Source organism: Paraburkholderia lebeckiae (assembly GCF_050436225.1).
GTDB lineage: Bacteria > Pseudomonadota > Gammaproteobacteria > Burkholderiales > Burkholderiaceae > Paraburkholderia > Paraburkholderia tuberum.
The window spans coordinates 330,559-348,921 of record NZ_JBNDLU010000002.1; the positions used below are offsets into that span (position 1 = coordinate 330,559).

Genomic DNA, 18,363 nt, shown 5'->3' on the forward strand with positions numbered 1-18,363 from the left:
CGGGCTGCGAACGCGAAAGTTTTAAACCTGCGCCGCGCGAGCCATGCCAACTGTTCGGTTTTTTGACTGAACAGTTCCGATGAAAGTGTTCGGAACTGTGCATGGGTCTCCGATCATCGCACGTCAATAATCGGTACAACAGAAAGTTCATCGAGGAGAACGGCGATGCGAGAAGTGCGAGTTTTCGAGCTGGAACATGGCGAGCCCGTCACGGCCTGGCGGGTTGCGCGTCCGACGATTTTCAAGGTGATCAGCGGCAACGTCTGGCTGACCGTCGAGGGCGAGCATGAGGATCACTGGCTGGCGGCGGGGCAGTCGATCGAGTTGGCGCGTGGATCGGTGGCATGGATCAGCGCCGGGCGGGACGGGGCGCGTTTTGCGCTGGCGAGCGGCTCGGAACGCAAGCTGCCGACGCTGCTATTCGGCTGGCCGATGCCGGCTTGGCTGGCGCGCCGGCCAGGCGTGGTCTGATGCAGGGCGAACGGCGAGCCGTCTCTTCGTAGCCCCTAAGCAGCACCTCCCGCCTCATACTCCCCGATATACCGCGCCCGCGGCCGGATCAACCGGCCATCGCGCGCCTGCTCCATCGCGTGCGCGATCCAGCCGACCACCCGCCCGAGCGCGAACAGCGTGAACGCGGCCCCGCTCGGCAAGCCGAGCACGCGCTCGATCGCGGCAAGCGCGAAATCCACCGTCGGCTCCGCGCCGGTCGTGTCGCGCACCGCTCGCTCGACCTGCAGCACCTCGTTGAGCGGCGAGCGGGCTGGCGCGCAGTCGGCGAGCATCGTCAGCAACAACCGCGCGCGCGGATCACCGTCCGGATAGAGCGGATGACCGAAGCCCGACAGCACCGGACCTTGCGCGCCGTGCTCGTAGCGCGCGAGACGGTTCGCCAGATAGCGGTCCAGTTCGGGCGAGCGCGACGCCTCATCGAGCAGCGCGGCGATGCGCACGGTTTCGCCGCCGTGACGCGGCCCGGAAAGCGCCGCGAGCCCGCCCGCAACCGCACCGAACAGGTGCGCGCCCGTCGACGTGATACAACGGACCGTGAACGTCGACGCGTTAAGCTCGTGATCCGCGCAGGCGACCAAGGCCGCGCGCAGCAGTCCGCTTTGCTGACGGCTGCGCACCCGCCAGGCCGTCGCGATCTGCCGATGCAGCGGTTCGTTCGACGGCGCCGCCGGCAGCATCGCGGCGGCCAGCAGCCGCATCACGGCGCACGCGGTGTCGAGCTGCGCATCGCGGCCGAGCGCCCACGCGCGCGGCATCTGCGCGGCGGCGGCCGGCAGCAGCACCAGCGCGCGATCGAGCGGCGTGCTGTCATTCCACAGCTTGAGCCACGCGGCCCATTGCGCGGGGGCGAGCGGCATGGCGGGCGCATCGGCGATGCGCCGCGCGCTGCATTCCCACAGCAGCGCCGCGACGTCTTCGAGTGACGCACTGCGCGCGAGCTCGATCGCATCGTGCCCGCGATACAGCGGCCGACCGTCCGCGACCAGCGTGATCGACGATTCGAGCACCGGTACGCCCCAGTCGAGCACCTTCTGCGCGACCTTGCCGGCGCGTTTGCCGTCCGCCTTGCGACGCGCGAGGCGGCGCACCTCGGCGGCATCGTAGAGCCGATGCCTGCCTTGCGTATCCGGCGACGAGCCGAGCATGCCGCGGCTCACATACGCGTACAGCGTCGGCAAACTGACGCCGAGCGTTGCGGCCGCTTCGGCGGCGCTCAGGTAAATCGGGGCTGGCATAAAAGTGCGTATAAACCGAAGAAATCAATATATGTTGATTATCATAATCAAGGTTGATTGCGGCAAAGCGCAAATTTAGACTCAGTGCATCCGCTTCCTGTCCGCGCGGCCAGCGCGCCCGATCCCATGACGCCCGAACTCGCCCTCAAGCACATCTGGACCCTCGCCGGCTGCGATCCAATCGCGCTGCACACCGTGTCACTTGCCGGCGCGGACCCCGGCTTGCCGTCGGTCTACCGCGTCGGCAGCCTCGCGGCGTCTACCATCGCCGCGACGGGCCTCGCCGCCGCCGAGTACTGGCGCTTGCGCAGCGGACGCCGGCAACAGATGTCGGTGCAGATGCGTCGCGCGCTGGCGGCGTTTCGCAGCGAACGCTATTTGCGGATCGACGATGGGCCGCCGCCCGCGCTGCGCGATCCGGTCACCGGCTTCTATGAAACGGGCGACGGCCGCTGGATCCAGCTGCATACGAATTTCGCGCATCACTTGAAGGGCGTGCTCGAGGTGCTCGGCTGTGACAATGGGCGGCCCTCGGTGGCGGCCGCGATTCGCGGCTGGGAGGGCGCGACGCTCGATCAAACGCTCGCCGACGCGGGCCTGTGCGCCGCCTTGATTCGCACGCCCGACGAATGGGCCGCGCTCGAGCAGGCCAAAGCGATCGCGCGCTTGCCGCTGTTCGAGATCGAGCGCATCGGCGACGCCCCGGCCGAGCCGCCGCGCCACGCCGACGCTGACGCTGACCCCGGCATCGACCGCCCGCTCGCGGGTGTGCGGGTGCTGGATCTGTCGCGGATCATCGCGGGACCGGTGGCCGGCCGCGCGCTCGCGCATCATGGCGCGGACGTGTTGACGATCAACGGGCCGCATCTGCCGAACATCGCGCCGCTCGTGATCGACAACGGCCGCGGCAAGCGTTCGGCAATCGTCGATCTGCGCGAGGCGGCAGGCTGCGACACGTTGGGCGGACTCGCGCGCGATGCCGACGTGTTCCTGCAGGCCTATCGTCCGGGCGCGCTCGAGGCGCGCGGCTTCGGGCCGGACGAGCTTGCGCGGCTGCGGCCCGGCATCGTCTATGTCTCGGTGTGCGCGTACGGGCACACAGGGCCGTGGGCGCAGCGACGCGGCTTCGATAGTCTTGTGCAGTCGGCGAGCGGCATCGCGTGGACCGAGCGCGCGGCGGCGGGTTCAGCCGAGCCGCGGCATCTGCCGTGTCAGGCGCTCGATCACGCGACCGGCTATCTGGCCGCGTTCGGCGCGATGGTCGCGCTCGCGCGGCGCGCTCGCGAGGGCGGCAGCTGGCACGTGAAGGTGTCGCTTGCGCAGACGGGGCGTTGGCTGCGGTCGTTCGGGCTGCTGGCCGACGGACAGCAGGCGCCCGAGGTGTCGCTCGACGATGTGCGCGATTGCGTCGCGAGCGTGCAATCGGAGTTCGGGCGTGTGCTTGGCGTGCTGCCGGCGGAGGAACTGGAGCAGACGCCTGCGTTTTATGCGCTGCCGCCGGCGCGCATCGGCGCGCACGAAGCCCGGTGGACATGACGGTTGGAGCGGGCGGCGCGTTCAGATTGGGAACGCGGCGTACCTAACCGCCCACCGTGTCGCAGCTTACTTTCGCAACTCCGCCACGAAGTCGTAGTAATCGTTGCGGCAGTACGTGTCCGTCAGTTCGATCGCGCGCTGATCCGCCGTATAACCCACGCGCGTGATCAACAGTAACGCCTCGTTCGTTGCGATGCTCATCTGCTGCGCGATCTCGTCGCTCGCGTTCACCGCGCGGAAGTGCTGCAACGCGCGCACGATCGTCAGTCCGCGATTCTCCAGATACGTGTACAGCGAGTCGCCGATTGCCTGTGGATCGGGAATCACCGCGGCTGGGAACGTCGAATTCTCGACCGCCATCACGATGCCGTCGGCGAGCCGCAGCCGCCGCAGCCGCGTGACCGCGGCGGCCGGCGACAGCCCCAGCTGGATCACCTCGTCGCGATTGGCCGGTGAGATTTCGCGCGACAGCCACTTCGAACTCGGCGTGAAGCCGCGCCGCCGCAGCATTTCGCTGAAGCTCGACAGACGCGACAACGGATCTTCGTAGCGCGGCGTGATGAAGCTGCCCGCGCCTTGGGTGCGGCGGATCAAACCCTGCTCCACGAGCAGCGCGATCGCCTTGCGCGACGTGATGCGCGACACGCCGAGCGCCTCCGACAGCACGCGCTCCGAGGGCAGCGCCTCGCCGGCGTTCCAGCGGTTTTCGTGGATCGCGCTGCCGAGCTTGCGGGCAAGTTGCAGATAGAGCGGCGTGTCGTTTTCCGGGTCCGGGCGCAGGTCGCGCCAGCGGTCTTCCGAGGCAGAGGTCATGGGGCTCACGCAAGATGGGCAAGCGGCAATTTTAAAACATCGGCGCGTCCCGTTATAGCTGGCTTTTGCCAGGCACGCCGTTGTGAGGCCGCGGAGCCGCTAAACTCGTCGCCAGGGTTTTCGTAGCGTGCGTTGCGTGATGAGGCGGCGGGCCAGCGCATCGCATCTGAATCGAGCCACTTTCGAGGAGTCAGCATGACGAGCGAGATCGCAAGCGTGAGCCTGCCGGGCGGCGAGCGCATGCCAGCACTGGGGCAGGGCACGTGGGAGATGGGCGAGCAGCGGGCACGACGCGCGGCGGAAATCGATGCGCTGCGCTGCGGCATCGAACTCGGCATGACGCTGATCGATACCGCCGAAATGTACGGCGACGGCGCGACCGAGTCGCTGCTCGGCGAAGCGCTCGCGGGTTTGCGCGACAAGGTGTTTCTGGTCAGCAAGGTGTATCCGCACAACGCCAGCCGGCGCGGCGTGATCGCCGCGTGCGAGCAGAGCCTGAAGCGTCTGAAAACGGACCGGCTGGACCTGTATCTGCTGCACTGGCGTGGCTCGGTGCCACTGGCGGAAACCGTCGACGGCTTCGAGGCGCTGCGGCGCGCGGGCAAGATCCGTCACTGGGGCGTCAGCAACTTCGATACCGACGATATGGAAGAACTCGTCGCGACGCCAGGCGGCGACGCGTGCGCGACCAACCAGATTCTGTACAACGTGGCGCGGCGCGGGCCGGAGTTCGATCTGTTGCCGTGGCTCGCCGCGCGCGGCATGCCCGCGATGGCGTACAGCCCGGTCGATCATGCGCGGCTGCCGAAACGCTCGCCGCTCGACGATATCGCCGACGCGCGCGGCGTCTCGGTGTTTCAGGTGGCGCTCGCGTGGGTGCTGGGCAAGCCCAATGTGTGCGCGATTCCGAAGGCGGCGCGCGTCGAGCATGTGCGCGACAACCATCGCGCGTCGCAACTGGTGCTGGAAGCCGGCGAACTCGCCGCGCTCGACGCGTACTTCAAGCCGCCGCGCGGCAAGCGTGCGCTGGAGATGTTGTAAGCGCCGGCGCGGCCGCCATCCGTTGCGCAACGGCGGCGCGCGAAGCACGAAGCGCTGTGGGTGTCGATGACGCCGCTCGCGCTGACGCGGCGCTCAGGTGCAGGGATGGTGCTGATGCACGGAGCCGAGCACGGCGACTTCGGCGGGGGTGTGCTGCAGCGCGTCGTCCGGCACCTGGGTGGCATCGGCGAGGAAGTCGTCGACGATCGACGACACCGCCACGTCGCGCAGGCATAGCGACACGCGCTGCGTTTCGTTGGCGGGGAGGGTTGCTCGTTGCGAGAGGAACAGCACGCCGTATTGATAGCCGTGGATGATGCCGCGGATCGCGCCGACGCATTGCCCTTGCGCGACGTTGTCGTGGCGCTGTTTGCAGCTCTGGACGAGCGAGTAGGCGGAGAAGCTCGGGTCGACCGGTGGCGCCGCTTGCGACAAGGTTTGCGCCATTGGCTGCGCGGGTGTTTGCGCATTGGCGAGCGATGCGAGGCCCAGGGCGGCAGCGGTCAGCACGGCGGCTGCCGTGCGGGTCGCGGAGGGGGAGACGCTTCTATGCATGTTGTGGGCCCTCATATCGAACGATGAATTTGATATGAGGCGGTCGTCTCGGATTGGTTCCATAACACTCGCACGCAAGGGAAGTTGAGTTCCCGCCGCTCGCGGTGCGGTTCGCGCGATGGCGCGAGGCGCGGCTCGCGCGCTCTCCGAGCCATTCCGTCAGCGCGCGCCGAAGGCGGGCGTGCCGCTCCGACCGGCCTCCGGCGGTGACACCCGACCGGGGGATCGGGACATCACCGCCGTTGCCAGCGGATAGCGGACAGCATGCCGGGACATGTCGCCGGCGGGTAGGGCGCGGGGCCCCTACCCGGAGGCAACGGGCGACGACTAGTGCCCGTTCCCGCCACCCTTGCCTCCGTGACCGCCGCCGAAGCCTCCGCCAAAGCCTCTGCCGAAGCCGCCACTGAAGCCACCACCATTCGCACCGCCGAAACCACCGCTAGGGCCACCGCCAAAGCCACCACATGGGCCACCGCTGGAGCCTCCGCAACCGCAGCCGCCGCTCCCGCAGCGGCCGCTGCGCGGCGCATCATTGCACGGTAGTACTGATCTGATTTTCCGGTCTTCATCGCGCGTCTCCAGAGCGAAGGACGGTACCTCTCTGCCGCCTTCACTAGCTGCTCCAGCGGCGGCCGACCTGCCTGCACGCGGGTCTTGTCGAACCCCCAGTCCGTTGTGTCGAAGTTGTCCGTGCGTCGCTGCCGTGCTGATCGCGCGAGGTCGCGCCATCGCGTGGTGACGCTCGTCGGGCGGATATGCGCGGCGTTGCGCGCCCGGTTTGGCTTCGAATCTCTGGCCGCTAATTTAGCGATATCCGTGCCACGCGTCGCAAAGCCTTGAAGCGACACGGGCGATATCGGGATGTGCAATGCGCACGCTGGAAAAACGCCTCAAAACGTTGCGACGATGAAACGCGCGGACGCAAAAGTGTGTTCCGACGTGGGATTCGTTAAGAGGGGCGGTGTGCGTCGATGAGGTTCGAGTCGACGCTAGCTGGCGTTTTCCGACGCATCGTCGGAGGTGCCGCCATTCGTCGGGTCGCCCGCATTGTCGTCGCGCGGCTCGCTTTGCAGCTCGCGAAGTGTGGCGACCGGAATATGGCAGCGAATCCGGTGCGCCGAAGACGAATCGGCGGCGCCGTCCGCGTCGAGAAACGGCGGGTCCTGCTGCTCGCAGATCGCGCCGAGCTTGCGTGGACAGCGCGTGTGAAACACGCAGCCCGACGGCATCGCGCTGGGCCCGGGCAACTCGCCGGAAAGACGGATACGCGTACGTTGATGCATCTCGCCGCATGCGCCGTCGCCCGGCAGCGTCGGCACGGCGGACAGCAGTGCCTCCGTATAGGGATGCTGCGGTCCATCGAACACGGCCGCCGCCGGGCCGATTTCGAGCAGCCGACCGAGATAGAGCACCGCGATGCGATCCGACACATAGCGGACCACGTGCAGATCGTGCGAGATGAATACGTAGCTGACGCCGCGCTCGCGCTGCAGATCGGCGAGCAGGTTCAGAATCGCGGCCTGCACCGACACGTCGAGCGATGAAGTCGGCTCATCGCACACGACGACGCGTGGTTCGCCGGCGAACGCGCGCGCGATCGCGACGCGCTGCTTGAGCCCACCCGAAAGCTGGCGCGAACGTGCGTCCAGATAGCGCTCGGGCAGCCGCACGGCGTCCGTCAGCGTGGCGAGCCGTGCGTCGATCTCGGGCCCGCGCAGCGCGGTGAAGCGCGCGAGCGCACGGCCGATCAGCCGCTTGACGGAATGCGCGCGATTGAGCGCCGAGTCCGGATTCTGGAACACGATCTGCAGCGATTTCAGCTGCTCGTCGCTGCGTCGTGTGACGCGCGCGGCGAGCGGGGCGCCGTCGAGTTCGAGCACGCTGCCGGCATCGGGTGCGAGCAGGCCGAGCAGCAGCCGCGCGAGCGTTGTCTTGCCGCTGCCCGATTCGCCGACGAGGCCGAGCGTCTCGCCACTCGCGAGTTCGAGCGACACGTCGTCGACCGCGCGCAGCGGGGCGCCCGATACGTGGAATGTTTTCGACAGGTTCCGAGCGCGCAAGACCGGCGCAGAGGGCGCGCGCGGCCCCGCGTTGGATGATGCGGCCGCCACCGGCGCCGCGCTCGATGTCGCACGCGGCAGTTCGATCGCACGCTCGTGATAGTGGCAGCGCGCCATCTGATCGCCATGCCGGGCGCCGAGGCGATAGGGCGGCGGCGCGTCGCGGCGGCAGCGCTCGTCGGCGAGACGGCAGCGCTCCGCATAGATGCAGCCCTGCGTGACCGAGCCCGGCAGAGGCAGGCCGCCCGCGATCGTATCGAGCCGCTCGCTGTCCTTGCTGCGTCCGGCCGTCGGCAGGCAGCGCAGCAACCCGACCGTGTACGGATGACGCGGCCGCGCGAACACGTCCTGGGTCGCGCCTTCCTCGACCAGCTTGCCCGCGTACAGCACGCCGACGCGTTCGCACATGCGACCGATCACCGCGAGATTGTGGCTGATGAACAGCACCGCGGTGCCGAGTTCCTCGCGCAACTGTGCGACGAGGTCGAGCACTTCCGCTTCGACGGTCGCGTCAAGTCCGGTAGTCGGTTCGTCGAGAATCAGCAGCGCGGGGTTCGACGCGAGCGCCATCGCGATCACGACGCGCTGCTGCATGCCGCCCGACAATTGATGCGGATAGCTGTTCATCACGCGCTCGGGCGACGCGATGCGGACGCGTTTGAGTATCTCGAGCGTGTGTTGCAGCGCCTCGTCGCGCGCGACGCCGGCCGCCTCGAATGCTTCGGAAACCTGACGGGCGATCGTCAGCGATGGATTCAGTGCGCGCCCCGGGTCCTGGTAGACCATCGAGACGGTCGTCGCACGCATGCTGCGCAGCGCGTCGGCACCCAGCTTCTGCACGTCCTCACCGGCGATTACGATCTTGCCGGCCTTCACCTTGCCATTGCGCGGCAGATAGCGCAGCGTCGCCATTGCCACGGTCGACTTGCCGCAACCGGATTCGCCGACGAGCCCATACGCCTCGCCGCGTCGCACGCGAAACGATACGTCCTGCAGCACTTCACGATCGCGTCCGCGGATCCGGTAGGTGACCGTCAGGCCGACCACGGTCAGGGCATCGGTGCGATCGCTTTTCGACACGTCGAACGCGGCGAACGAGGAGGGCGGTGGGCCATTCATTGGTCGAGCACTCCCTGCACGCCGTCGGCGATCAGATTGACGCCGACCACCAGTGACGCGATCGCGCCCGCCGAGAACACGACGGTCCACCACGCGCCGCCCGCCATCAGCGTGTAAGACTCCGACAGCGCGAGCCCCCAGTCGGCCGACGGCGGCTGGATGCCGAAGCCGAGAAACGACAGCGTCGCGACCGCGAAGATCGCATAGCCGAGCCGCACCGTCGCTTCGACGACGATCGGCGGCAGGACGTTCGGCAGGATCTCCGCGAACATGATGTACGGCGCGCGTTCGCCACGCAGCTGCGCGGCGGCCACATAGTCGAGATGCCGCTCTGCGAACACGGCGGCGCGCACGGTGCGGGCGGTTATCGGCGTGAAGGTGGTGCCGATCACGAGAATCACCGTGAAGTTCGACGCACCGACCGCGGCGAGCGCGAGCAGCGCGACGATCACGAGCGGCAGCGCGAGCACTGCGTCGATCATGCGGCCGATCACGTCGTCGACCCAGCCGTCGAAGTAGCCGACCAGTAGGCCGAGCGCGGTGCCCGCCGCGGTGCCGAGCAGGGTCGCGAGCGGCGCGATCGTCAGGATGTCGCGCGCGCCGACGATCACGCGCGAGAATACGTCGCGGCCGAGCTGATCGGTGCCGAACCAGTGCGTGCGATCGGGCGGCGTCAGCGAATTGAGCGGATCGGACGCGTACGGATCGAGATGCACGAACCACGGCCCGGCGATCGCGCAGACGATCCACCACGCGACGATCAGCGCGCCCACGATGAAGGTCGGCGAACCGAGGAGCAGGAGGAGGCGCGGGAAACGCGGCTCGGAGCCCGGTGCGCCTGGCGCGGGCGAGCCTGGTGGCGTCGATGAAGACGGCGGCACGGTCGTATTCATTCGGCGGTCCTCACCCGCAGTCGCGGATTGAGCAGCACGTGCAGCGCATCGGCGACCAGATTCGCGAGCGTATAGACGACGCCGATCGTCAGTACGCCCGCTTCGAGCATTGGAAAATCCTTCGCCTTGGCGGCGTTGTAGATCAGCGAGCCGATGCCCTGGTAGTGGAACAGCGTCTCGACCACCACGAGTCCGCCGATCATGTAGCCGAGTTGGGTGGCGGCGACGGTGATCGTCGGCAGCAGTGCATTGCGCAGCACGTGCCGCCAGATCACGACGTGGCGCGGCAGGCCCTTGAGGATAGCGGTGCGCGTGTAGTCGGCGTCGAGCGCTTCGACGGTGCCCGCGCGTGCCATTCGCGCGATGTAGCCGAAGAACACGAGGACGAGCGGCAGCACCGGCAGCACCAGATGCCGCAGCTGTTCGAGCACGCTCGCATCGGGCGGATATGAGGCCTCGATGGGCAGCCAGCGCAGCCACACGCCGAACACGAGAATCAGCACGATCGACGACACGAACTCCGGCACCACGGTCGCCGACAAACCGGCGATGCTGATCGTGCGATCGAGCCAGCGCCCCGCATGCATCGCCGACCACACGCCGCCTGCGATGCCGAGCGGCACGACGACGATGAACGCGAGCAGACCGAGCTTCGCCGAATGCCCGAGCGCATCGGCGATGAACGGCCTGACCGGTTCGCGATACGCGTACGACAGCCCCATGTTGCCGCGCACGAAATGCGTGATCCAGTCGATGTATTGCGTGAGCAGCGGCCGGTCGGCGCCGAGCTGATGATCGAGCGCGGCGACCGCGCGCGCATCGGCGAGCGGCCCGAGCACCGCGCGGCCGATATCGCCGGGCAGCAGTTGGCCGCCCGCGAACACGATCACCGACAGCAGCCACAGCGTGATCAGCGAAAGACCCGCGCGCGTCGCGAGAAAACGCGCGACGCGGCCCGCGTTGCCGTTCGTCGCGCGCGGCATACGCGATGTATTCGAGGCGGGAGAGGGCGCCGGAGCCGACATCTTGAGTTCTCCTGCGAAAAGCGAGGCGGACAGCGCGCTGCTTACGCGCTGAGCGTCGCGCGATCGAAATACAGTTGCGCGAGCGCAGTGAAGCGCACGCCGTTCACGCCCTTGCGCATCGCGATCAGCTGATCGTAGAAGAACGGGATGATCAGCGGCGTTTCGTCGAGCAATAGCGTCTGGATCTGCCCGGAGATTTTCTTTTGCGTGGCGAGATCGATCGCCGCGACGAACTGCGCGACCAGTTGATCGTATTGCGGATTCTTGAAGTGCGCGGCGTTCCATGTGCCGTTGCTCGTCAGCGTCGCGGTGAGGAACACGTTCGGCACGCCGCGATGGCCGTAATCGGTGATGCCGAGCGGCGAGTCGAGCCAGTCGGATTTGCCCGGCGTGCCCGCGCCGTAGTAAAGCGATTGGCTCTCGACCTTCAGATTGATGCGCACGCCGATCGCCTTCGCGGCGTTCTGCACGACGACCGCCAGGTCGGGGATCTCCATGTATTTTTCGGTGGTCAGCGTGACGTCGAAACCGTTCGGCACGCCGGCCTGCGCGAGCAGCTGCTTCGCCTTCGCGACGTCGATCTTGCGTTGCGGCACGCCCGCATCCGACGATGGAAACACCGGCGCGAACGGGCTGTCGTTGCCGAGTTGCGCGCGACCCTTGAAGAGACCGCGCACGATCACGTCGCGATCGAGCGACAACGCGAGTGCCTGACGCACGCGCTTGTCCTTGAAGAGCTGGCTGTCGTCGCGCATGTGAATCTGGCGGTGCGCGCTCGACTTGACGCCGACCGCCTTGTAGTCCGGGTTGTTCAGGATGGCCGCGCCGCCCTGCACGGTGAACGTGCCCATCACGTCGGCCTGGTGGCCTTGCAACGCGAGCAGTTGAGCCTGCTCGTCGGCGTAGAACGAAAACTGTACGCGTTGCGGTAACGCTTTTTCGCCCCAGTAGTCGGGATTGCGCACGAACGATGCGCCAACCTTCGGCTGATACTTTTCGAATTTGAACGGACCCGTGCCGATGAAACTCTTTTCGTAGTTGCCCGCGAAGTTCGCGGGCAGGATCACCGCGTTGTAATTATCCGAGGAAACGTAGTACGGGAAATTGCCGGTCGGCGCGTCGAGATGAAACTCGACCGTGTGTTCGTCGACGACCTTCGCGCCGCCTTTCGACAGCACGCCCTTTAGTACCGATAGCGCGGCCGAGCCGCTCGCGGGATCGGCGAGACGGTCGAAGGTCGCGACTACATCTTTCGCGCCGAAGCTCTGGCCGTCGTGGAATTTGACGTTCTGGCGCAGTTTGAAGGTCCACACGTCGCCCTTGTCGTTCGGCTTCCACGACAGCGCGAGCGCGGGCTTCAGCATCAGCTTCTCGCCGTCGTCGTCGATCAGGAATTCGCCGGTCTGGTTCAGCAGCGCGAGACTCGCGGCGTCAGTCACCGTCAGCGGATCGACGGCGCCCGCCGGCGTCAGATGCGCGACGCGGATCGTCTGGTTCGACCCGGCCGGAGCACCTTGTGCCCGCGCTCGCGGCGCGCCGAGCAAGCCGCCACCCGCGAGCGACAGACCGATCACGCTCGCATGGCGCAGCAGTTCGCGGCGCGTGATGCGGCCGGCGACAAACTCGTCGAGGGCGTGGTTGCCATAGGCGTCGGCTGTGAGGCGGGCTGCGTCCAATGCGTCAGGTGCGAGAAATCGGTCCGCTGGCGTTTTCATCGATGGCGTGTCCAACCCGTTCTGTTGCTGGTTCCGAGGCGTCGCGCGAGCCGCGCGACGGCGCGAGGGGCAGCGCGCCTTCCGATGGGCGGTGGGATGTGCTGGGGCCGCTATCGCGAAAGGGCAACGCTATGCAGAGCGGTCTCAGTGTAAGCGATTGCTCGCGGCTCTGGCGCACCGGGGGCGCGCCGCGCAAGTCGATCGGCCGATAAATGACGCGCGGTGTGTCGTCGTCACAACGGTTACCGGACGCGTGCTCGCGAGGGGCGGCCGCGATTGTGGACGGATTGGCGGAGCAACACGGTGCGAACTGCGGTTTCGAACTCCACAAGGTGGAACTCTCAAGGAAACCTACGAATAAACCCGATCTGCGTTGAGGTGCCGCGCGACCGGGATGGCAGCTTCGAACCGATGCTGATGCGCAAGCACGACCGACGCTTCACATGCTTCGACGACAGGACCAATGAAGGTCCGCGGAAGACGCTGAACTACGCAACGTCAGCCGAACGGTTCGAGCAGAGATTTCTACGGAGACCTCATGGACAGTCTTCGTGAGTGGCCACTTATCGTGCCGCCGTATCCGGCCGTCTCCAGCGATGAAACAGCACCGAGCCGATCCAGCACGCCATGAAGGCCGCGATGATCGCATAGCCGAGCGCGCCGAAATGATCGTTGATTCCGACGATCGCATCCGACACCCCGCCGCTCCAGCCGAAGCGATCCGACAGCAGCCCCAGCGCCTCGACGCCGCCAATCACGATCGCGACCATCGCCGACACGAACGTGATGCTCGCGTTGTAGTAAAGCTTGCGCTTCGGGTCGTCCATCGCCCAGCCGTACGCGTGCACCATCAGCACGTTGTCGGTCGAATCGACAAGCGTCATGCCGGCCGTGAAGAGCGCCGGGAACACGAGGATCGAATAGAGCGGCAGGCCAGTGCTGGCCTGCGACGCAGCGATCGCGAGCAGGCCGATCTCGGTCGCGGTGTCGAAGCCGAGCCCGAACAGCACGCCGACCGGATACATGTGCCAGCTTTTCGTGACCAGCCGAAACAGCGGCCGCAATGCGCGCGACAGCAGCCCGGCTGGGGCGAGCGCATCGGCTGACGCTGCGGTCGCAGCGTCGCCACGTTGCGTGTGCCGGTAGCGGCGCCACACGTCGCGCAGGACCACGAGATTGACCGCCGCGAGCACCAGCAGGAACGACGCGGAAACCAGTGTCCCGAGCATGCCACCCACTTCCTTGAAGCTTTCGAAGCGCCCATTCAGCGAATGGGTGGTCCAGGCGATGCCGATCGTCGCCGCGATCACGATCGTCGAATGGCCGAGCGAAAACGCGAGCCCGATCCCGACCGGTCGCATGCCGGTTTGCATCAGCTTGCGCGTAACGGCGTCGATCGCCGCGATGTGGTCGGCGTCGACCGCATGACGCAGTCCGAAGCCATACGCGAGCAGCGCGGTGCCGAGCAGCAGCGGATAGTGGCGAAACGCGATTAGCGCCCACAGCCATGCGCCGAGGTTGGCGGCGAGCAGCACCGCGTAGAGCGCGACGAGGCGAGGGCGCAGCGAGGCGTTAGGCGTCATGTGGCACGAGCGGATGAATGGGTGGGTTGATGAGCGGCTTAGTGATCGTGCGGATGCTTGTGGATCGGATCGACCCAGTAGACGGTTTCCGGCTGCTCGACCGCGTCGATGTTCAAATTGACGACGACCGCTTCGTTGTCGCTGCGCACGAGCACGCATTCGAGCGGCTCGTCGGTGCTCGCGTTGATCTCCTGATGCGGCACGTAGGGTGGCACGAAGATGAAGTCGCCGGGACCGGCCTCGGCGGTGAATTCCAGATGCTCGCCCCAGCGCATGCGCGCCTGGCCGCGCACAACGTAGATCACGCTTTCGAGCGAGCCATGATGATGCGCGCCGGTCTTCGCATTCGGATGGATCGTCACGGTGCCGGCCCAGATTTTCTGCGCGCCGACGCGCGCCGCGTTGATCGCGGCCGCGCGGTTCATGCCCGGCGTTTGCGCGGTGTTGGTGTCGAGCTGATCGCCGCGGATGACCTTCACGCCGTGTTCGCGCCAGTCGATCTGCTGGCTGGCTTCGGCGGCGTCGTGCTCGGTCCGGTAATGCGGATGTTCGTGATCGTGGCTCATCGTGTCTCCTCCTCGGCTGGCGTGCCGCGTTCGAGTCGTTCGCTTCGGTCTTACGATTCAGGGGCGTGCCGCATGGCTGTTCAATATTCTGGCACGTTCAAAAAACGGGTGCGTGGCTCGACGATGCAAACGGCGCCATAAAAAAAGCCCGCTCACAGGGAGCGGGCTTCGACTTGTCGCGCTCAACGCCGTCGCGTCAGCGTCATTGCTTCTTCGCGTTGATCACGGCCTCGGCGACATTGCTCGGCGTCTCGGCGTAATGCTTGAACTCCATCGTGTAGGTCGCGCGGCCCTGGGTGGCCGAGCGCAGCGACGTCGAATAGCCGAACATCTCGGCGAGCGGCACTTCCGCGCGCACCAGCTTGCCGCCGCCGCCCGCGATGTCTTCCATGCCCTGCACCATGCCGCGCCGGCTCGACAGGTCGCCCATCACGTTGCCCATGAAGTCCTCGGGCGTTTCCACCTCGACGGCCATCATCGGTTCGAGCAGGATGGGCTTCGCCTTGCGCATCGCTTCCTTGAACGCTATCGAGCCGGCCATGCGGAACGCGTTTTCGTTCGAGTCGACGTCGTGGTACGAACCGAAGGTCAGCGTGACCTTCACGTCTACGACCGGATAGCCCGCGAGCACGCCGGCTTTCAGCGTTTCCACGATGCCCTTGTCGACCGCGGGGATGAATTCGCGCGGAATCACGCCGCCCTTGATCGCGTCTACGAATTCGTAGCCCTTGCCCTGCTCGGACGGCTCCAACGTAATCACCGCGTGGCCATACTGACCGCGGCCGCCCGACTGCTTGACGAACTTGCCTTCGACGTCCTCGACCTTGTTGCGCACGGTTTCGCGATACGCGACCTGCGGCTTGCCGACGGTCGCTTCGACGCCGAACTCGCGCTTCATCCGGTCGACCAGAATTTCGAGGTGCAGCTCGCCCATGCCGGAGATGATCGTCTGCCCGGATTCCTCATCGGTCTGCACGCGGAACGACGGGTCTTCCTGCGCGAGACGATTCAGCGCGATGCCCATCTTTTCCTGGTCGGCCTTGGTCTTCGGTTCGACGGCCTGCGAGATCACCGGGTCCGGGAAGATCATCTTTTCAAGGATGATCACATGATTAGGATCGCAGAGCGTGTCGCCGGTGGTCGCTTCCTTCAGGCCGACGGCCGCGGCGATGTCGCCCGCGTAGACCTCCTTGATTTCCTTGCGCTCGTTCGCGTGCATCTGCAGGATCCGGCCGAGGCGTTCCTTCTTTTCCTTGGCCGCGTTGTAGACCGTGTCGCCCGAGTTGACGACGCCCGAGTACACGCGGAAGAAGATCAGCTGACCGACGAACGGGTCGGTCATGATCTTGAAGGCGAGCGCCGAGAACGGATCCTCGTCGTTGGGATGACGCTCGATTTCCTTGTCGTGCTCGTCGTGACCGGTGATCGCGGGCACGTCGACCGGCGACGGCAGATAGTCGATCACCGCGTCGAGCATCGCCTGCACGCCCTTGTTCTTGAACGCGCTGCCGCACAACATCGGCACGATCTCGTTGGCGATCGTGCGCGCGCGGATGCCGTGCTTGATTTCGGCTTCGCTCAGCGGTTCGCCGCCGAGGTATTTCTCGAGCAGTTCCTCGTTCGCCTCGGCCGCGGCCTCGACCATCTTGTCGTGCCATTCCTTCGCGGTGGCCGCGAGTTCAGCCGGGATGTCGCGGTACTCGAACTTGATGCCCTGGCTGTCGTCGTCCCAGTAGATCGCCTTCATCTTCACGAGGTCGACCACGCCCTGGAAGTGATCTTCCGCGCCGACCGGAATCTGGATCGGCACGGCGACCCCCTTCAGACGATCGCCGATCTGCCGCTGCACGCGGAAGAAGTCCGCGCCGACCCGGTCCATCTTGTTGACGAATGCGATGCGCGGCACCTTGTACTTGTTCGCCTGGCGCCATACGGTTTCCGATTGCGGCTGCACGCCGCCGACCGAGTCGTACACCATGCAGGCGCCGTCGAGCACGCGCATCGAGCGCTCGACTTCGATCGTGAAGTCGACGTGCCCGGGAGTATCGATGATGTTGATCCGATGCTCGGGATAGTTGCCGGCCATGCCTTTCCAGAACGCGGTCGTGGCCGCCGACGTGATCGTGATGCCGCGCTCCTGCTCCTGTTCCATCCAGTCCATCGTTGCCGCACCGTCGTGAACCTCGCCGATCTTGTGGGTCACGCCGGTGTAGAACAGGATCCGTTCGGTGGTGGTGGTTTTGCCGGCATCGATGTGAGCGCTGATGCCGATATTCCGGTAGCGCTCGATGGGAGTCTTGCGGGGCACGTGAATCTCCTTGTAATGGCGCGCCTGAAACGCATGCCGGGCGACCGCGTGGGCCGCCCGGGGAGTCTGAGTGGTGCTTTATCTGGCGTTACCTTATCGAGATTACAAGGATAGCGCGTCGATTGGTCTTTTGCATGAATCTTGCCAGCCGGCGCGAAGGCTGGTGGCGCGGGGCTGCGCAGGCGAAAAAAAGCCGGCGCCTCGGGTTGAGACGCCGGCTTTTCGCGGGACAGCGTGGCGGGGCGGTGTCGCCGCTCAGAGGCCGCTCCGGGGTCATTTACGGGCTGCAGGGGCACGCGGCCCGGCGCTGAGGGTTTTACTGCGTGATACCCGGCACCGGCGGTAAGCCCTGGATCTGCATGCCCGGCTTGATGCCCTTCGACGAGAACCAGCCCTTGGGCATTTCCAGCGCGAACACGCCGTTGTGCGTCGGGCAGTGGTTGTTGGTGGTCTCGGCCTGCATCTCGTCGATGTCGGTTATCGTGCCGTCGGCGCGCATGAATGCGATCGACAGCGGGATCAGCGTGTTCTTCATCCAGAAGCAGTGGCCCGCGTTCTCGTTGAACACGAACAGCATCCCTTCGTTCGGCGCGAGCTTCGTGCGATACATCAAGCCCTGTTCGCGGTCCGCGTCGTTGGCGGCGACGGCCGCGTCGATCACGAACATGCCAGCGGTCAGCTTGACGCGCGGAAACTCGCTCGGCTGCTTGACGCCCGGCGGCATCTGCTGCGCCTGGACGGGAGCCGTGGTGACGACGAACGACAGCGCCGCGAGCGGCAGTGCTACGGCAATGGCGAAACGCGCCATCGACGAGCGCATGGAAAATCGCACGGCAAGACTCCTTGCTGAAATTGACTCGCGCATGTTACGCGAGCGCGTCAAAAACAAAAAGGCAGATCGCCTTGCGGTGATCTGCCTTACAACGCCGTAAGAACGGCAATGAAGCTAGTTCTTTACTGCGTTTTTACAAGCAACTTACTCCGAAGCTGCCGAAGCTGCAGCCGCTGCCTTCTTGTGCGACTTCTTGTGAGCGTGCTTGGTCGTCTTCTTTGCCGACGAAGCTGCTGCTGCCGGAGCTGCCGAAGCTGCTTCCGGTGCCGATGCTTGTGCGAATGCTGCCGTTGCGAAGAGGCCAGCGACCAGAGCGGCGATCAGTTTGTTCATTGTGTGAATCCTCAGCTTGAGTTAATTAACCAAATGACCCGGCATATGTAGAGTCATGTCGGTAAACGTGCCATCCACCTTTCGGTTGACAGCCGCATCGAACAAATTTTTCGACGCGTCTGATAGCGTTCGGACTTTCGTACTCGCCGCGCGAAAACGGCTTATGCAAAGGTCTTTAAGGCTGAATGCCGGATAGCTTCGGCGGCATCTGCGTCGGATAACGCGTGGAGTTGTAC

General features: G+C 65.9%; 15 protein-coding genes and 1 pseudogene. 4 read left to right on the forward strand and 12 right to left on the reverse strand.

The genetic code is table 11. The annotated features are described in order from the left end of the window. Positions 1-165 precede the first annotated feature (165 nt). The gene (locus OKW45_RS16280; protein WP_018421613.1) at positions 166-471 is read left to right on the forward strand and encodes a DUF2917 domain-containing protein; all 306 of its coding nucleotides are present in this window, start codon (positions 166-168) and stop codon (positions 469-471) included. A 35-nt stretch (positions 472-506) separates the two neighbouring features. Here OKW45_RS16280 and OKW45_RS16285 read toward each other — a convergent pair whose 3' ends face one another. Further along, positions 507-1,748 (reverse strand): citrate/2-methylcitrate synthase, encoded by a 1,242-nt coding sequence (locus OKW45_RS16285; protein WP_429469835.1) that lies wholly within the window; start codon positions 1,746-1,748, stop codon positions 507-509. 126 nt (positions 1,749-1,874) lie between these two features. Between OKW45_RS16285 and OKW45_RS16290 the strand changes: the two genes are divergently transcribed. Continuing rightward, a complete protein-coding gene (locus OKW45_RS16290; RefSeq protein ID WP_429469837.1) occupies positions 1,875-3,284 on the forward strand; it encodes a CoA transferase in 1,410 nt (469 codons plus the stop codon). A gap of 66 nt (positions 3,285-3,350) precedes the next feature. Here OKW45_RS16290 and OKW45_RS16295 read toward each other — a convergent pair whose 3' ends face one another. Then, complete coding sequence (locus OKW45_RS16295) at positions 3,351-4,097, reverse strand: GntR family transcriptional regulator (protein ID WP_018421610.1); 747 nt, start codon at positions 4,095-4,097, stop codon at positions 3,351-3,353. Positions 4,098-4,292: 195 nt separating this feature from the next. On the opposite strand from OKW45_RS16295, the gene OKW45_RS16300 reads away from it, so the two are divergent. Then, entirely contained in the window at positions 4,293-5,138 is an 846-nt protein-coding gene (locus OKW45_RS16300; RefSeq protein WP_429469839.1) for an aldo/keto reductase, read from the forward strand. A 93-nt stretch (positions 5,139-5,231) separates the two neighbouring features. Here the strand turns inward: OKW45_RS16300 and OKW45_RS16305 are convergent, their stop codons facing one another. The 5 genes from OKW45_RS16305 to OKW45_RS16325 form a co-directional block, all read right to left on the reverse strand. Then, a complete protein-coding gene (locus OKW45_RS16305) occupies positions 5,232-5,693 on the reverse strand; it encodes a Rap1a/Tai family immunity protein (RefSeq protein ID WP_429469841.1) in 462 nt (153 codons plus the stop codon). 989 nt (positions 5,694-6,682) lie between these two features. Then, on the reverse strand, positions 6,683-8,872 hold the full coding sequence (locus OKW45_RS16310; protein ID WP_429469843.1) for an ABC transporter ATP-binding protein: 2,190 nt from the start codon (positions 8,870-8,872) through the stop codon (positions 6,683-6,685). Continuing rightward, a complete protein-coding gene (locus OKW45_RS16315) occupies positions 8,869-9,765 on the reverse strand; it encodes an ABC transporter permease (RefSeq protein ID WP_429469845.1) in 897 nt (298 codons plus the stop codon). Before OKW45_RS16315 ends, OKW45_RS16310 begins: the two co-directional genes overlap by 4 nt. Then, positions 9,762-10,790: an ABC transporter permease gene (locus tag OKW45_RS16320; protein WP_260327827.1), complete on the reverse strand. Its 1,029-nt coding sequence runs from the start codon at positions 10,788-10,790 to the stop codon at positions 9,762-9,764. The genes OKW45_RS16315 and OKW45_RS16320 overlap by 4 nt, the downstream gene beginning before the upstream one ends. 41 nt (positions 10,791-10,831) lie before the next feature. Then, positions 10,832-12,505 carry an ABC transporter substrate-binding protein gene (locus OKW45_RS16325; RefSeq protein WP_429469848.1) on the reverse strand — a complete coding sequence of 558 codons (1,674 nt, stop codon included), beginning with the start codon at positions 12,503-12,505 and terminating at the stop codon, positions 10,832-10,834. A gap of 363 nt (positions 12,506-12,868) precedes the next feature. Between OKW45_RS16325 and OKW45_RS16330 the strand changes: the two are divergent. Further along, positions 12,869-12,964: pseudogene (locus OKW45_RS16330) on the forward strand (transposase); the annotation flags it as partial. Positions 12,965-13,068: 104 nt separating this feature from the next. Here the strand turns inward: OKW45_RS16330 and OKW45_RS16335 are convergent. The 5 genes from OKW45_RS16335 to OKW45_RS16355 all read right to left on the reverse strand — a co-directional run bounded on the left by OKW45_RS16335 (position 13,069) and on the right by OKW45_RS16355 (position 18,127). Next, complete coding sequence (locus OKW45_RS16335) at positions 13,069-14,088, reverse strand: HoxN/HupN/NixA family nickel/cobalt transporter (protein ID WP_429469850.1); 1,020 nt, start codon at positions 14,086-14,088, stop codon at positions 13,069-13,071. A gap of 38 nt (positions 14,089-14,126) precedes the next feature. Continuing rightward, a complete protein-coding gene (locus OKW45_RS16340; RefSeq protein WP_429469851.1) occupies positions 14,127-14,654 on the reverse strand; it encodes a cupin domain-containing protein in 528 nt (175 codons plus the stop codon). Positions 14,655-14,856: 202 nt separating this feature from the next. After that, on the reverse strand, positions 14,857-16,962 hold the full coding sequence (fusA, locus tag OKW45_RS16345; RefSeq protein WP_429469853.1) for an elongation factor G: 2,106 nt from the start codon (positions 16,960-16,962) through the stop codon (positions 14,857-14,859). Positions 16,963-17,278: 316 nt separating this feature from the next. Further along, a complete protein-coding gene (locus OKW45_RS16350) occupies positions 17,279-17,794 on the reverse strand; it encodes a DUF192 domain-containing protein (protein WP_429469855.1) in 516 nt (171 codons plus the stop codon). A gap of 144 nt (positions 17,795-17,938) precedes the next feature. Continuing rightward, on the reverse strand, positions 17,939-18,127 hold the full coding sequence (locus OKW45_RS16355) for a hypothetical protein (protein WP_018421598.1): 189 nt from the start codon (positions 18,125-18,127) through the stop codon (positions 17,939-17,941). Between the last annotated feature and the right edge of the window lie 236 nt (positions 18,128-18,363).

Bases quoted from the DNA above. Each gene is read 5' to 3' on its own strand.
- OKW45_RS16280 (WP_018421613.1), top strand. From the start codon at position 166: ATGCGAGAAGTGCGAGTTTTCGAGCTGGAACATGGCGAGCCCGTCACG.
- OKW45_RS16285 (WP_429469835.1), bottom strand. From the start codon at position 1,748: ATGCCAGCCCCGATTTACCTGAGCGCCGCCGAAGCGGCCGCAACGCTC.
- OKW45_RS16290 (WP_429469837.1), top strand. From the start codon at position 1,875: ATGACGCCCGAACTCGCCCTCAAGCACATCTGGACCCTCGCCGGCTGC.
- OKW45_RS16295 (WP_018421610.1), bottom strand. From the start codon at position 4,097: ATGACCTCTGCCTCGGAAGACCGCTGGCGCGACCTGCGCCCGGACCCG.
- OKW45_RS16300 (WP_429469839.1), top strand. From the start codon at position 4,293: ATGACGAGCGAGATCGCAAGCGTGAGCCTGCCGGGCGGCGAGCGCATG.
- OKW45_RS16305 (WP_429469841.1), bottom strand. From the start codon at position 5,693: ATGCATAGAAGCGTCTCCCCCTCCGCGACCCGCACGGCAGCCGCCGTG.
- OKW45_RS16310 (WP_429469843.1), bottom strand. From the start codon at position 8,872: ATGAATGGCCCACCGCCCTCCTCGTTCGCCGCGTTCGACGTGTCGAAA.
- OKW45_RS16315 (WP_429469845.1), bottom strand. From the start codon at position 9,765: ATGAATACGACCGTGCCGCCGTCTTCATCGACGCCACCAGGCTCGCCC.
- OKW45_RS16320 (WP_260327827.1), bottom strand. From the start codon at position 10,790: ATGTCGGCTCCGGCGCCCTCTCCCGCCTCGAATACATCGCGTATGCCG.
- OKW45_RS16325 (WP_429469848.1), bottom strand. From the start codon at position 12,505: ATGAAAACGCCAGCGGACCGATTTCTCGCACCTGACGCATTGGACGCA.
- OKW45_RS16335 (WP_429469850.1), bottom strand. From the start codon at position 14,088: ATGACGCCTAACGCCTCGCTGCGCCCTCGCCTCGTCGCGCTCTACGCG.
- OKW45_RS16340 (WP_429469851.1), bottom strand. From the start codon at position 14,654: ATGAGCCACGATCACGAACATCCGCATTACCGGACCGAGCACGACGCC.
- OKW45_RS16355 (WP_018421598.1), bottom strand. From the start codon at position 18,127: ATGAACAAACTGATCGCCGCTCTGGTCGCTGGCCTCTTCGCAACGGCA.